The organism is Candidatus Eremiobacteraceae bacterium (assembly GCA_035295225.1).
GTDB lineage: Bacteria > Vulcanimicrobiota > Vulcanimicrobiia > Eremiobacterales > Eremiobacteraceae > JABCYQ01.
In genome coordinates this window covers 1-14,571 of sequence record DATGJI010000047.1, presented here as the reverse complement: position 1 = coordinate 14,571, position 14,571 = coordinate 1, and the positions used below count along the sequence as shown (strand labels likewise).

Below are 14,571 nucleotides of genomic sequence, written 5' to 3'. Positions count from 1 at the left end.
GCCATGGCCCTATACCCCGGCAAGAGCCTCCTCATAGTCTCGCGCCGAGGTTGCATCGACGCCATCAGGAATCTTCACGCCCTTGAAGAGCATCGTCAACACAAGGGCAAGTCCGAGGTTGGCGCCTAGCGCGATGAGCCCGACGTAAAGGGGCATGACTCGTGCGCCGAGATGCAGAGCGAATACCGGCGTAAAGCCCGCGGCGACAGCCATCCACGTGGCCAAGACCATGCCCACGAGCCAGCCCACGAACAAGGCGCTCCGATGGAACCAGCGCGTGTATAGCCCAAACACCACAGCGGGAAAGGTCTGCAGGATCCACGCGCCGGCCAAGAGCTGGAAGTAGATCGCGAATTGCGTGGGCAGGAAGAGAACGAAGAGCAACGCTCCAGTCTTGACGATGAGCGAGGCGAAGCGCGCGACCTTCGTCTGCACGGCGCTCGAGCAGGCAGGCTGGACGAACTCCATGTGGATCGATCGCGCGTACAAGTTGGCTGCGGCGATCGACATGATCGCTGCCGGCACGAGCGCGCCGATCGCGATCGCGGCGAAAGCCACGCCGATGAACCACTGCGGGAACGAAGCGAGGATCAGCGCAGGCACGGCTCCGTTGGGAGTGGCGGGATGCGCGCCGGCCGCGATGGCCATGTAGCCGAAGAGCGCGATGAAGCCGAGCATCACGCTGTACGCGGGCAGGATCACCATGTTGCGACGAACGACGCGCGCGCTTTTCGCGCCGAGCACACCTGTGATCGAGTGCGGATACATGAACAACGCGAGGCCCGAACCGAACGCAAGCGTTGCATACGCCGAATATCCGGCTGGCGCGAGCATGATCGAAGCGGGCTTCGGTCGCTGCGCCAGGATCGTCGCTGCCGTCGCGAAGATATGCGCGAAGCCGCCGAGCTTCGTCACGAGTACGATGGTCGCACCGATGACCGTCACGTAGATCAATGTGTCCTTCACAAACGCGACGAGCGCCGGTGCGCGCAACCCGCCCCGATACGTGTAGATGGCAAGGATCGCAAACGCGACGATCACCGGCAAATCGCCCAAAAAACCCGAGCCGGTGAAGCCAAGGGCCGCTATCACCACCTGCAGTCCGACCAACTGCAGCGCGATGTACGGCATGGTCGCAAGGATACCGGTGATCGCCACCGCTAGCGCAAGGCTACGACTCCCGTAACGTTCGCGCACGAAATCGGCGTAGGTCACGTAGCCGCGATTCTTCGCGATGCACCAAAAGCGCGGACCGAAGATGAAGACGAGAGGGAAGACGATCGTCGTGTACGGCAGCGCGAAGAATCCAGGCGCTCCGACGCCATAGATGAGCGCGGGCACGGCGATGAACGTGTATGCGGTGTAGATGTCGCCGCCGATGAGAAACCAGGTGACCAGCGTGCCGAAGCCGCGTCCGGCGAGCGCCCATTGGTGGATATCGTTGAGGTCGCCGGCGCGCCAACGCACCGCCGCAAATCCGAGCACCGTCACGAGTGCGAAGAGCGCCACAAAGACCGCGACGGCGGTCCAAAGGATCACGATCGGTCAGTCCGCGTCAGGAGGTAGACGAAAGCCATGACGATCGCGGTCAGTCCGATGCACAAGAATTGATACCAGTAGAAGAAGGGAACGCCGCCGATCGAGGGCTCCGCATGCGCGTAGAGGGCCGGCCAGAGCGTGCCCGCAAACGGGAGAATGAGAAGCCAATAGGCGTACGGCCGCCGCACGGGCCGCACCGGCTGATCCTTCATGCGCGCGGCGTTTCATTCGAGCGACAAGCGAGTCCTGGCTTGATTTACGGAACTTCTGCTTCCATCTCTTCCGGATCTTGCGCCGGCCTGAACAGCCATTGCGCTATCGCGGTCGGCACGATTGCCGTTAAGATGACGACGGTCACGAGGGCCGAGTATTGCGACTGCGTGATGTCATGATGCGTCAATCCATAGAGGCTTGAAATCGTTCCAAACGTCAGCCCCGTCGCCATCAAAAGCGTCAGGTAATTCGCGTTCCCGGCTGGATACTTGAACGCAAAGCGCGCCAGCGGCAGCACGCCGGCGATCTTCGCGAGCACTTTGACAAAAAACAGGCTCACGATGAGCCCGGCCCCGGACACCGCCGAGCCGGCCTCGACGTACGTTCCCGCCTTGAGGAAATAGAACGGCGCGAGCAACGTCATGGTCATGGTCTGCAAGCGCCGGCGAACGTCAGGATACGACACCATCATGCCGGCGCAGCCCAGACCGAGGAAATATGCGGGCAGAACTCCCTCGCTCTTGGCGTACGTCGCAAGGGCCGCCAGCAGAAATATGACCGCGAAGAGAATTCGAAGCGCGGGTTCGCTCACGAACTGCCGCGTGCGGTTGATCAAGGATGGCAACAACCTCGGGAGCAAAGCCATCGACGCGATAATCCCCACGACGAGCGCGATGAGCCAGATATTGTAGTTCGAGAAGAGCAGGCCGAGCGCCACCACGGTTCCCAAATCAGTGAAGAAGCACGCCGCGAGGACGAGCTGGCCGAACTCCTTGCCCGCAAGTCCTGATTCAACCATCACCGCGTAGACGACGGCGACGGAGGTCGTCGACATCGCGATGCCGGCGATCTTCGATGCGTCGGGCGTCCAGTGCCCGACGTAATACGCAAATGCCATGGCAGCGAGAAACGGCGCAGCAAACGAGGCGGCGCCAAGCGCGGTGGACGGGAGGAGCTGCTTGCGCAGTACGGCGGGATTGATCTCGGCGCCGGCGAGAAACGTCAACAGGATGCTTCCGAATCCGGCGACAAAATCGATCCATGCGTTCGTTCGCAGCGCGATCAGATTTCCGGCGACGACGCCGACGATGATCTCTACGAGGGCCGCGGGCATCTTGATACGCACCGCTATGAACGCGCTCGCAGCTGCGAGCACCATCCAAAGCCCCGCGACCAGCCACATGTTTTGCGCGTCTGTCAGTTGACGAAAGAGCTCGTGCGGCACAAAAAACTCCTATCGATACATGCTGTGCGATAGGAGCCATCAGCCGGTTGCGCGGCGGTTCAGCGGGAGCCCCATCCCGTCGACCGCCGCTTCGATTGTGAATCTCGCAGCGCCTGTGGCGGACGGGTTCGGACGAGTACGCGGGATGAATCAGCCTAGAATCCGAATGCTGCCCTTCAGCATGAGCCTGCGCGTCACCGATCATCTCGCGAACGAACGGACATTTCTCGCATACGTTCGCACGTCGCTTTCTCTCATGGCCTTCGGCTTCGTCATCGCGAAATTCGCCTTGCTCGCGCATCTCGCGCCCGGCGCGCTTGGCACCGTTCCTCCCGCAGCCGCACTCTCCGGACACAAGCTCGGCATCATCTTCGCAGCGCTCGGCTGCGCGTTGGGCGCCGCCGGTTCGTGGCGATTCATCGTCGTGGATCGGGAGTTGAAACGCGATCAGTACCAATCGGCGCCATGGCTCGCCGTCGCGGTCGGCACGGCGACGGTGGTCACAGGCTTTCTCGTGATCCTGAACCTATTGCGCGTGCTCTGACGCCACTCTCATCGCGCGGGCGCGCACTTCCTCGGCGATGTCGCGCGGCGAAACGACGCGCGCGAGGCCCCCGAAGCTCAAGACCCACGCGATCAGCTCATCGCTCATCGATACCGCGAACGTCATCCGCAGCGAACCATCCGGCATCGTTTCGCAGCGGGTTTCAGCCGGCCACCGCCTTGAGCGGACGTTTGCGGCGGCTCTTGCGTCGATGTCGATCACGAGTTCACGCGGAGCATCGCGTCCGATCATGATGCCGAAACTGTGACGGAGCGCGTCATCGAAGCGCCACTGCGGATCCGGCTCGAACGTCTCGAGTAGTTCTACAGAGCCCATCCGATCGAGCGCGAAGAGCTTCGGCTGATCCTCGCCCTCAACGATGGCCCAACAATAGATGCGGCCGTCATGATCGTGCATGGCCAGGGGTTTCGCCCAGCGCGCATCCGTCGCGCCGCCGGCGGTATGTGTATAGTCGAATTGGATCAACCGGTGCTCGCGGATCGCCGTGTCCACTTTGTCCAGACGATCGTAAAAAGCGCTGTCCGCGCGCGGCTGCGGCCGGCGCGACGACAAGGTCGCCGTCGCTTCAGGATCTTCGATCGCGATGCGCGCGTCGAGGATATCCAGCACGTCACCAAGCGCCTCGACATACGGCGTGCCGAGGCCCGCGATGGCGGTGCGGACGAGAGCGAGCTGGGCCCTGCTGCGCGGATCCAGCCGCGGCCGCGCGAGCGCGGCGCGCGCGGACGTGTGATAGAGCTTATCCTTCGTGTTGTACGTCAGCGGATAGCCGGCGTCGCGGAGTTCGGCTTTGACACGCTTGAACGTCGCCTCGGACGAGGTGCTCAGCAATTCGTGGACGCGCTCTTTTGAGACGACGCGTTTCTCGTCGATCTCTTTCAGCAATTTGATGAAGCGGGCCGTACGGCCGGTATGCTCCGGTTTGGGCGGCATCATGCGCTCGGACGTTGGGGAGCGATGCCGCCGAGCCCTGGCAAGGCGCCGTCCGACCTTGCGCAGGGGCGCGGCGTGTGGTAAAATGCCGATAGAATTCCTCTAAGAGGAGTGGGTTGACACCCGCTCCTTTCGCGTTTATCAAGGAAGCCGCAAACGTCATGCCAGCCAAGAAATCCACGAAAAAAGGCGCCGAGGGATCGGCTCAAGCCACTGTCGTCAGCCCCGCGACGGCGAACCCGCAACTGATCGAGGCGCTCAAAGAACTCGAGCGCGATCGCAACCTCTCGGCCGAAGTGCTCATGGAGGCGCTGGAAGCCGCGCTCGTCTCGGCGTACAAGCGCAACTTCGTCCGCGAGCCCGAATCTTTGGGCGAGCCGGTTGTCGCGGTGGATCGAGCGAACGGCGCGTATAGGGTATTCGCCAGGCGCACCGTCGCGGCGGAAGTCGCCGATCCGAATCTCGAGATCGCGGTGGCCGATGCGGGCGGCAAAGCGGCCGGTGAATTCTACGACGTCGAGATCACACCCAAAGAGTTCGGACGGATCGCCGCGCAGACCGCAAAGCAAGTCATCGTGCAGCGCATTCGCGAGGCCGAGCGCGACATGGTCTTCGACGAATACAACGATCGGCTCGACGAGCTCGTCGGCGGTCAGGTGCTTCGCTACGAGCAGCGCAATATGTACGTCGATCTGGGGCGGGCCGAAGCCATCTTGCCGGTCGCAGAGCAAGTGGCGCGCGAGGTCTTCCGCATCAACGAGCGCATCCGTGCGTACGTGATGGAAGTGCGCAAGACGAATCGTGGTCCGCAGATCATCCTTTCGCGCAGCCATCCGAATCTCGTCCGCCGTCTTTTCGAACAAGAGATCCCCGAAGTCTCGCAAGGCATCGTCGAAGTCAAGGATGTCGCGCGCGAACCAGGGTCGCGTTCGAAGATATCTGTCTGGACGCAAGAAGAAGACATCGATGCCGTGGGCGCGTGCCTCGGCCCGCGTTCCTCAAGAGTCAACAACATCGGCGAGGAGCTGCGAGGCGAGAAGATCGACGTGATCCAGTGGGCGGCCGACCCGGCGACCTATGTCGCGAACGCATTGGCCCCCGCCAAAGTCATCCAAGTGCATTTGAACGAGCGCGAACATCTCGCCGAGGCGGTCGTGCCCGATTATCAGCTTTCGCTAGCGATCGGAAAAGAAGGCCAGAACGTCCGCTTAGCGGCGCGCCTCACCGGGTGGCGTATCGACATTCACAACGAAGAGCAGTGGGCCGAAGTCATGTCGCAGCGTGTGGACGAGGATCAAGAACGCGAGGAGTTGGCCGCGATGGCGGAGGTCGCTGCGCAAGAGAGCGGCGTGCAGCTGACGGCGGAGATGTTGGCCGAAGACGAAGAGCTGATCCGCAAGCTACAGGAACTGCAGCGTATGGCTCCCGGAGAGGGCGAAGAAGAGTCCGACGAATCGCAGCCTTCGGCCGAAGAAGCAACCGCTACAAGCGATTCCGCCGAGTGACGATCTTGTAGGGCGGACCTTTATGGTCCGCCGGCCTCCATGTAGGGCGGACCTTTATGGTCCGCCGGCCTCCATGTAGGGCGGACCTTTATGGTCCGCCGGCCTCCACGTAGGGCGGACCTTTATGGTCCGCCGGCCTCCATGTAGGGCGGACCTTTATGGTCCGCCTATCTATAGAACCTAGAGATCCTCAGCGGAGGAAAAGCGTTTCGACGAACGGCGGATGCGGCGCGTAGACCGCATCGATCGCACGCGTCAAGACCGCGATTGCGAACCGGGCTCCGAATTGCACAACGAGCGTCATTATATTTCGTCCTCAACATGGTCGCGCCGGGGCAGCGTCGAGGTTCGCCGCCCAGCGGGAACTTGATTACTGTAATTATCGGCACGTGACGGCCGAAGCGTACGCATGTCCTGGCTCATCTCCGGCGCACAGCCGAGAGCCGCCAGATTTCGCCGTCCACGAAATGGACATAGGTCACACTGCAACGATGGAGGACCGAGCCCTCGTACCCGAGACCGTCGATCGGGCCGAAGTCATTGACGCGAAGCGGTGCGGACGACGCCGACCACTTCGCTTAACGGCAGATCCCAGCGCGCGATCAGCGCAACGGGCGTGGTTTCACGATCGTGTTACCGACTCGTCATGCGTGTCTCATCGCGTATGAATCGATCAAGATTTGACGAGCGACGGGAATTGATGACGTAACGCCGCGAGCTTCGGTAGATCGTTGTACATCACGTACGGATTGTCCGGATTGTGCGCAACATAGTTCTGGTGATAATCTTCGGCCGGATAAAACGCGCGCAGCGGCACGACTTGCGTCACGATCTTTCCATCGAACGACTTCTGCGCTTCGAGCGCGCTGATATACGACTCGGTCTCACGCTTCTGCGCGTCGGTCGTGTAGAAAACCGCGGAGCGGTATTGCGTTCCGAAGTCGGGGCCTTGCCGATCGAGCTGCGTCGGATCGTGGGCGACCAGAAAATAAACGGAGAGCAACTGCCCAAAAGTGATCTTCGCCGGATCGTACTCGATCTGCACGGATTCTGCGTGACCGGTCGTGCCGGTGCTGACGATGTCGTAGTGCGCCGTCTCGGCTGCTCCGCCGGAGTACCCGGCGACCACACTCTTCACGCCTCGCAAGTCGCTGAAGACGGCCTGCATCCCCCAGAAGCAGCCGCCTGCGAGCACGACCTTCTCCGTGGCCGGTTGCGGAGCGGCGCTGACCGGCGCGAGCAGAAGCAAGGGAGCAGCCAACACTATCGCGGACAACCCGCATCTGTCAAAAATTCGTCGCATTCCAATCATCCCGTCAGACGTATTCCGTAGCGCGCCGAAGACGCACTCCTCTCTATACGTGCCGGACGTCAAAGCGGATGTCAAAGGCGCGTCGCCGAATGATACATCGGGTGCATACCTCCGACTCAACGGCCCCTCCCGCGCACGTGCCGTTTCGCCAGTGTGTCGGTTGCCGCGCCCGCTTCCCGAAGCAGTCGTTGGTACGGTTCGTCCGCCTGGAGCAAGGCGGGTGGCAGGCTGACCCTGCCGCACGCTTGCCGGGTCGAGGGGCGTACCTATGCTCGCCGGCATGCCGCGACAAGGTAAGGAAGAACAAGAGATTTGCGGGATTAGCCGAAGTGCCGACTTCGGCGCTGCCCGCTCCGGAACGCGCTCATTTAGCTCGTCAAGAAGATAAAGGAAAAGACTGACCCTTGGCAATGGTACGGGTTCACGAGCTCGCCAAAGAGCTCAACCTCTCGAGCAAAGATACGATCGCCCTTCTGAGCAAAGTTGGCATCAGAGCCAGCACGCACATGAGCGTCATCGACGAGCATCGCGCGCGCATCGTAAAGGGCGTGTTGGTCGGCGATTTGGCGCAGGCCGCGAAATCGCACAAGCCGGTCGCGAAAAAGGCGATAGCCGGCAACGGCGCAACCACCGCGGAGGCGCCGCCGCCGCCTGTCGAACCAGAACGCGATGCTGTCGACGCCAAGGTCGCTGCACCAGTCGCCGATGCGCCCGAGGCAGCGCCGGCGCCGCCACCCGAAGTGCAGAGCCCGGTCGTACGTTTGCGCACGGTCGCAACGTCCACGCCGCGACGCCCCACAGTGGTGCGGCCGGCGCACCATCCGAAAGTAGTTCCCGCAGCGTCGGCCGATCCCACCGCACCGATTCCGATGGTGCGGCCGGTGCAACAGAGCGTTCCGCAGCAACCCCGCGTCGGCGTCGGCCCTCGACCCGCTGGTCCTGGCTTCGTGCCGCGGCCGGGTGGTCCGGGAATGCAAGGGCGTCCTATGCCCGGACGTCCGCTCGGCGGCCCCGGCGGTCGACCGATGCCCGGTCGCCCGGGAAGCCCGCTGCAACCTGGGAGCGGAGCGCCGACGAGCGGCCCGCAACCAGGCGGCCGCAAAAAATCGCGCGAGGAGATGGAGCGCGATCGCAAAGAGCGGCAACGCGAGGAACTGCTCAAGAAGACGCAGCCGCGACACAAGTCCGCGCAAGCGCCGATGGTCGAACCCGAAATCCTCAAGGATCTCGAGATTCCGGATCTCATCACGGTGCAGCAGCTCGCGTCAGCGATGAGCGTCCCGGCAGGTCAGGTCATCGGCCAACTGATCAAAATGGGCACGATGGCCACCATCAATCAGCACGTGCCGCCTGACGTCGCGTCGCAAGTCGCGCGGCGCTTCGGCTTCAACGCGCTCGTCAAAGAAGCAGACGAAGAGACGGTCGAGATCCTCACGGAATCTGACCCGCCGGGTTCGCTCACCGCGCGCCCGCCGGTCGTCACGGTGCTCGGTCACGTCGACCACGGCAAGACGTCGCTGCTCGACGCCATTCGATCCACAAAAGTGGCCGCCGGCGAAGCAGGCGGCATCACGCAACGCATCGGCGCGTATACGGTCGAGACCAACGACCGCAAGGTCACGTTCATCGATACGCCGGGCCACGAAGCGTTCACCGAGATGCGCGCGCGGGGCGCGAAAGTCACCGACGTCGCGATTCTCGTCGTCGCGGCGGATGACGGCGTCATGCCGCAGACGATCGAAGCGATGAATCACGCGAAGGCGGCCGGCGTGCCGATCGTCGTCGCGGTCAACAAAGTGGACAAGCCGAACGCCAACGTCGATCGTGTGAAGCAGCAGTTGTCCGAATATGGTCTGACGCCGGAAGACTGGGGCGGCAAGACGCAGTTCATCCCGGTGTCGGCGAAGATGAAGACCGGCATCGACGAGCTTCTCGAAATGGTGCTGCTCAACGCCGATCTGCAGGACCTCAAGGCGAACAAGAACCGTCGCGCACAGGGCGTCATCATCGAAGCACGGCTTGACCGGTCGCGCGGACCGGTTGCGACCGCATTGGTCAAGAACGGCACGCTGCGCGTCGGCGACATCGCCGTCGTCGGTTCCACCTTCGGCAAAGTGCGCGCCCTCTTCGATGATTCCGGCGCCGCGATCAAGCGCGCGGGTCCGTCGATCGCCGCCGAAATCATGGGTCTGTCCGACGTGCCCGCGGCCGGCGACGTGCTCGAGGTGGTCTCGGACGAACGCGACGCGCGAGAGCTCGCCGCCAAACGCTCGCAGCGCAAGCGCGAACAGCGCATGGCCAGCGCGCGCCGGCCGGTCACGCTCGACGGCTTCTTGGCGCAGGCCAAAGAAGGCGGCATCAAAGATCTCAACCTCATCATCAAGGCCGATGCGCAGGGATCCGTTGAGGCGCTGCGCTCGCAGCTCGACGGCCTCGCGAATGAAGAAGTCCGCACGCGAGTCATTCATATGGGCGTCGGCGGCATCAACGAGTCCGACGTCATGCTTGCGAGCGCGTCGAACGCGATCATCATCGGCTTCAATATCCGTCCGGACGCCACGATCGCGCGCAAGGCAGAACAAGAAGGCGTCGACGTTCGTCTCTACGACGTCATCTACAACGTCATCGACGAAGTCAAGGCCGCGATGACCGGCATGCTCAAACCGCAAGAGCGCGAAGTCGTGCTGGGTCAGGCTGAAGTGCGCAAGCTGTTCAAGGTGAGCAAAGTGGGCACGATCGCCGGCGCTTACGTGCGCGACGGAAAGATCACACGCGACTCGCGGGTCCGCGTCCTGCGTGATAACGTCATCGTCTATGAGGGCAGGCTCGCTTCGCTGAAGCGTTTCAAAGACGATGCCCGTGAAGTTGCGACGGGGTACGAATGCGGTCTTTCGATCGAGAACTTCAATGATCTTAAGGAGGGCGATGTGATCGAAGCCTTCACGATGGAGCAGTTCGCCGCGGTCTCGTCCGCTTCGTAACCACGTGCAGTAGGGCGACCATCTGTCGCCCCATGGCAAATGGGCAAGCGTTGCTTGCCCTACTACAAAGCGGTACCATTGACGTCGAACACGTGTACGGTGAAATAGAACATGCATGAGCCGGCTGGAACGAAGAGCCAGCGCCTCGAGCGCGTCGAGCACGAGATCGTGCGCGAGCTGAGCGAACTGATCCGCGAAGAGCTGAAGGATCCGCGAGTCGGGTTTGTCACGCTCATCCGCAGCGAGGTGAGTCCCGACTTGAGAACGGCGAAGGTCTTTGCAAGTCCGCTGGGAGATCGGCGCCAATCGTCGGCCACCATCGCGGGTCTGCAGAGCGCAGCTGGGTTCTTGAGCGTCGAGCTCGGCAAGCGACTGCGCATGCGTCGCACACCCACGCTGACCTTTATCCGCGACGAGTCCATCGCACAGGGCGTCCGCATGGCGCACATCATCGACGAGGTGCAGCGACGCGATGAGCAGCGAAATCAACACGACGACTAACGGTTCAGGCAGCGAGCCTCCCGGAGCGAAGGGCGTGCTCGAGTGCCTTCGGTCGAACCGCCAGTTCGTCATGTGCGCGCATGAGAAACCAGACGGCGATGTTCTGGGAAGCGGCTTCGCGCTCGGCATGGCGCTCAAGAGCATCGGCAAGGACGTCTTCTATTTCCTCGACGACGACGTGCCGGCCAACCTGCGGTTTCTTCCGGAAGCGCACCTCACGCAACGCACCTTCGATGGCATAGGCGACGACGCGGTCTTCGTCTTTCTCGACATGAGCGATCAGTGGCGAGCCGGAAAGGCGCTGAACTGGGTGCCGCCGGAGCGCATCGTCAACATCGATCATCATCTCGGGAACCATCGATTCGGGCGCTGGAATCTCGTGGTAGAATCCGAGGCCGCCACCGGCAGTCTCGTGCTGGGGCTCATCGTGGCGCTCGGCGTGCCGATCACGCCCGACACCGCCACGTGTCTGCTTGCGGCCATCATCTCCGACACGGGCTGCTTCATGTATTCAAACGCCGACCCGCACACCATTCGACTCGCCGCATCGCTCATGGAGGCAGGCGCGCAAAAAGATCGTATCAACGAGCAGCTCTATCAGACCCGAACGTTCTCCGGCCAGAAGGTCTTAGGCCGCGCGCTCGACACCGCCACGCTCACCGACGATGGGATCTGCTATTCCGTCGTCACGCGAGCGATGCTCGAAGAGTTCGGCGCCGCCTACGAAGATCTCGAGGACGTAGTAGGTGCTCTTCGCGCGGTCGATCGCTGCGAGGTCTCGGCGCTCCTCAAGGAAGCTCCCGACGGCACATTCCGCGTGAGCATGCGATCGCGCGGCCGGATCAACGTCATGGCGGCTGCGAAAAAGCTTGGCGGCGGGGGACACTTCCGCGCGGCCGGCGCCACCATCAACGCGTCGCAGGATCAGGCACTGTCGGCCGTGCTCAACGCGATCCGCGCCGAGATGGCCGAATCGGCTCGTGCGACCGGCTAACGCCGGGTTCGGTTTCATCAACGCCTGGAAGCCGCAGGGACCCACATCAACAGCGTTTGGGTCACGCGTGCGTCGTGCGCTTGGCGGCGTTTCGCTTGGCCATTGGGGCACTTTGGATCCCGGCGCCGAAGGCGTCCTCGTTCTCGCGGTCGGTCATGCCTCGAAGTTGCTTCCATTGCTCGGTTCGGGGCGTAAGATCTATGAATTCGATCTCATGCTTGGGACCGCCACCGACACGGGCGATGCGTCAGGCAAGATCATCGCCGAGTCCCGCGTCGCCGAAGACTGGATCGCTCGATTGCCTGGCGCGCTCACACCGTTCGTCGGCACGATCGTGCAGGTACCACCGATGTATTCGGCAGTGAAAGTCCGGGGAGAACCGCTCTATAAGAGCGCTCGAAAGGGCATCTCCGTCGATCGCCCTGCGCGTGACGTGAACATCTACGTTCTAGAAGTCGTGGGGTGTTCGGATTCGAGCGCCCGGCTTCGCGTCGTGTGCGATGCAGGGACGTACATCCGAACGCTTTGCGAGGACATTGGAAAGCAGCTCGATGTGCCGGCGCACATGGGTTCGCTGTTGCGAACGGCAGCCGGGCCGTTCACGCTGGAGAACGCGGTCGCTGCGGATGCGCTGCTTGCGGATCCCGGAGCGCACATGATCGACCCGCTCGACGTCCTGGCGCAGCCTCGCGTCGAACTCGAGCCGGAACGGGCCAAGTTTTTCTCGCATGGCAATGCGGTGGATCATGGGGCGTTGGCGGCATATGGCGACGTGCTCGTGATCATCGACGGCCGTCTTGCGGGCACGGCGCTCGCGACGCCGTGCGCGGACGGCGCGCGCCTTCAGCCCACACGCGTGTTCATATAGGCCAGTCGGCCTTGTAGTCGCAAGGAATCCGCCGCCGCGATGACAATTCACACGGCGCACACGCCGACGCTCACCAGTCAAAGTGAGCGCTGGGCGCGCACAATTCTCATATGACTCATATGAAGAACGTCAATTACGTTATGCTCGCGGCGTGCACCGCCATAGCCGCCGCATTGCTCGCCGGCTGCGGCGGCGGCGGTGGCGGATCCGCAGTCCCAGGCATTCAGCTCGGACAAACACCGCGACCGGGACCGAGCGCAAGCGCGTCCCCGAGACCGACGAACAGCCCGAGCGCGCAGCCGAGCCCAACGCCGACCGCAGTCGCGCAGCAGACCCCACCGCCTCCAAGCCGGTACATGCAGGATACGTGGTTCGGAATCCATGCGATGCAGGTCTTCGACGAAGTGACCTATGGGCCGGTCCATAACATGATCACGCAAGGCGAAGCATTTGTGGATGGTTACCGGTATGCTCTCGTGTGGGGACCTCGAGCGGCCACAGCCGGTACCTGGCACACGACCAACCCGACGCTGCGTGCAGCGTACTATCTTCCGTTCGACACCGATCTCTCGATCGGCGGTTTCGGAAATCTCGGCCATAAGATCGATTGGTGGCAGGCCAATCACCCGTCGTGGGTCCTGTATAATTGTCACAGCGGCGGAGCGCCGACCGAGACACCCGCGACAGCGGCACAACTCGAGAACGTCGTTTTGGATATCACCAACGCACAAGTCGTGCGATATCAGGTGCAGCTGGCCGGGTCGTACGCTGAAGCGAATTCGTACGACGCGCTGGCATACGACATCGTGACAATGAAGAACAACACCGATCAGCAAAACGGCGACTACGGCTGCGGAGTCTACCGCGGTCCGGGATTTACGAATTTCCATCGCCTGTTCACCGGACAAAACGATGATCCAGCGTGGTCCAGCGCGGTGGCCGCGTGGGCGGCACAGTCACGCGCGTATCTGCACGCGCTGCCGCGGCCGCTTTGGCTGGTCGCGAACACCATTCCGCAGAACCTGCAATTCGGCGATCCGCGCGAGACGGCGCTGCTCGCAAACGTCGACATCGTGTTGGATGAAGCGGGATTCTCGCAATACGGCAACTACGTAGACGATGCTCAACTCACGAATACGGCGCATTGGGCCGAGTACATCCAAGGTCTTGGCAACGGATTTCTCGTCGTGGACAACTGGGGAGGGTCGTCTGAGTCGCCCACCGCGGCTCAATTCGGCTACTCGCTGGCGACATATCTCTTGGTGAAAGAAGCGGCCGCAGCATTGTTCGTCGGCGCGAAGGATCCGTACGGCGCCGAGCGCTGGCAGCAGCCCTATCAAGCGCTCATCGGCGCACCGTGCGCCCCGATGAGCGTGACGGGATCGAGCGTGTTCACACGGCGTTACACGTCGGGTTTTGCCGCGGTGAACAACGACCCGTCATCCCAGGCGTCTATCGCATTGCCTCGCGGCACGACGTACGTGGACGTGCAAACGGGCCGGGTCGTGTCGAACTCGTTCATCGCGGCGCCTCGTCACGGGTACGTTTTGGAGACGATCTTCGCGGGATGCCGCTGATCCACGCGCAATAGGGCGCGGCTGCACGCGTCCAGAATGCCGCGCCCGGCATGCATATAGTCCGCAATCTCGAAGCGCACCGAGCCGACGCCGACCTCGTTTTGACGATCGGCGTTTTCGACGGCGTGCACATCGGTCATCGCGCGGTGCTCCGTGAATTGTTCGCGCGCCGCAAGCCGGGCGCAGCGGTCGGCGTGCTGACGTTCGATCACCACCCGCAGGAGTTCTTGCATCCGGGCCACGCGCCGTGGCTGCTCACCACGACAGAAGAGAAGATCAACCTTCTCGACGCCTGCGGGATCGACGTTCTCTTCTTGATCCCTTTCGACGAACATATCCAATCGATGCCGGCGGAGAT

Annotated in this window: 13 protein-coding genes; 8 read left to right on the top strand and 5 right to left on the bottom strand. The window is 62.5% G+C overall.

Features of this window, described 5'->3' with window-relative positions; translation table 11 throughout:
• Positions 1-9 precede the first annotated feature (9 nt).
• The 3 genes from VKT51_07405 to VKT51_07395 are packed head-to-tail and all read right to left on the bottom strand — an operon-like array spanning position 10 to position 2,977.
• Complete coding sequence (locus tag VKT51_07405) at positions 10-1,539, bottom strand: sodium:solute symporter family protein (GenBank protein ID HLJ83977.1); 1,530 nt, start codon at positions 1,537-1,539, stop codon at positions 10-12.
• Positions 1,536-1,751: a DUF3311 domain-containing protein gene (locus VKT51_07400; protein HLJ83976.1), complete on the bottom strand. Its 216-nt coding sequence runs from the start codon at positions 1,749-1,751 to the stop codon at positions 1,536-1,538. Before VKT51_07400 ends, VKT51_07405 begins: the two co-directional genes overlap by 4 nt.
• Before the next feature lie 44 nt (positions 1,752-1,795).
• Positions 1,796-2,977, bottom strand: a complete 1,182-nt coding sequence (locus VKT51_07395) for a cation:proton antiporter (GenBank protein HLJ83975.1) — start codon at positions 2,975-2,977, stop codon at positions 1,796-1,798.
• 145 nt (positions 2,978-3,122) lie between these two features.
• On the opposite strand from VKT51_07395, the gene VKT51_07390 reads away from it, so the two are divergent.
• Entirely contained in the window at positions 3,123-3,521 is a 399-nt protein-coding gene (locus VKT51_07390; protein HLJ83974.1) for a DUF202 domain-containing protein, read from the top strand.
• Here the strand turns inward: VKT51_07390 and VKT51_07385 are convergent.
• Positions 3,504-4,475, bottom strand: a complete 972-nt coding sequence (locus VKT51_07385) for a WYL domain-containing protein (GenBank protein ID HLJ83973.1) — start codon at positions 4,473-4,475, stop codon at positions 3,504-3,506. The two genes, VKT51_07390 and VKT51_07385, sit on opposite strands and share 18 nt — an antisense overlap.
• 116 nt (positions 4,476-4,591) lie before the next feature.
• Here VKT51_07385 and nusA point away from each other — a divergent pair, with 116 nt between their 5' ends.
• Positions 4,592-5,980, top strand: coding sequence for a transcription termination factor NusA (gene nusA / locus VKT51_07380; GenBank protein HLJ83972.1), 1,389 nt, complete (start codon positions 4,592-4,594; stop codon positions 5,978-5,980).
• 673 nt (positions 5,981-6,653) lie between these two features.
• On the opposite strand, the gene msrA is transcribed toward nusA, so the two are convergent.
• Positions 6,654-7,241 (bottom strand): peptide-methionine (S)-S-oxide reductase MsrA, encoded by a 588-nt coding sequence (gene msrA, locus VKT51_07375; protein ID HLJ83971.1) that lies wholly within the window; start codon positions 7,239-7,241, stop codon positions 6,654-6,656.
• Between the two features lie 461 nt (positions 7,242-7,702).
• Between msrA and infB the strand changes: the two genes are divergently transcribed.
• The 6 genes from infB to VKT51_07345 form a co-directional block, all read left to right on the top strand.
• Entirely contained in the window at positions 7,703-10,273 is a 2,571-nt protein-coding gene (gene infB, locus VKT51_07370) for a translation initiation factor IF-2 (protein HLJ83970.1), read from the top strand.
• 111 nt (positions 10,274-10,384) lie between these two features.
• The gene (rbfA, locus tag VKT51_07365; GenBank protein ID HLJ83969.1) at positions 10,385-10,774 is read left to right on the top strand and encodes a 30S ribosome-binding factor RbfA; all 390 of its coding nucleotides are present in this window, start codon (positions 10,385-10,387) and stop codon (positions 10,772-10,774) included.
• On the top strand, positions 10,746-11,768 hold the full coding sequence (locus VKT51_07360; GenBank protein HLJ83968.1) for a bifunctional oligoribonuclease/PAP phosphatase NrnA: 1,023 nt from the start codon (positions 10,746-10,748) through the stop codon (positions 11,766-11,768). The genes rbfA and VKT51_07360 overlap by 29 nt, the downstream gene beginning before the upstream one ends.
• Positions 11,755-12,636, top strand: a complete 882-nt coding sequence (gene truB / locus VKT51_07355) for a tRNA pseudouridine(55) synthase TruB (GenBank protein ID HLJ83967.1) — start codon at positions 11,755-11,757, stop codon at positions 12,634-12,636. The genes VKT51_07360 and truB overlap by 14 nt, the downstream gene beginning before the upstream one ends.
• Before the next feature lie 119 nt (positions 12,637-12,755).
• Entirely contained in the window at positions 12,756-14,213 is a 1,458-nt protein-coding gene (locus tag VKT51_07350; GenBank protein ID HLJ83966.1) for a hypothetical protein, read from the top strand.
• Positions 14,214-14,263: 50 nt separating this feature from the next.
• Positions 14,264-14,571: hypothetical protein (locus VKT51_07345; GenBank protein ID HLJ83965.1), on the top strand; the 308-nt coding region annotated here is incomplete at its 3' end.

Excerpts from the sequence above, each read along its gene's own strand:
- VKT51_07400 (HLJ83976.1), bottom strand. The coding sequence starts at position 1,751 with ATGAAGGATCAGCCGGTGCGGCCCGTGCGGCGGCCGTACGCCTATTGG.
- VKT51_07390 (HLJ83974.1), top strand. The coding sequence starts at position 3,123 with ATGAATCAGCCTAGAATCCGAATGCTGCCCTTCAGCATGAGCCTGCGC.
- VKT51_07385 (HLJ83973.1), bottom strand. The coding sequence starts at position 4,475 with ATGCCGCCCAAACCGGAGCATACCGGCCGTACGGCCCGCTTCATCAAA.
- infB (HLJ83970.1), top strand. The coding sequence starts at position 7,703 with ATGGTACGGGTTCACGAGCTCGCCAAAGAGCTCAACCTCTCGAGCAAA.
- rbfA (HLJ83969.1), top strand. The coding sequence starts at position 10,385 with ATGCATGAGCCGGCTGGAACGAAGAGCCAGCGCCTCGAGCGCGTCGAG.
- VKT51_07360 (HLJ83968.1), top strand. The coding sequence starts at position 10,746 with ATGAGCAGCGAAATCAACACGACGACTAACGGTTCAGGCAGCGAGCCT.
- VKT51_07350 (HLJ83966.1), top strand. The coding sequence starts at position 12,756 with ATGAAGAACGTCAATTACGTTATGCTCGCGGCGTGCACCGCCATAGCC.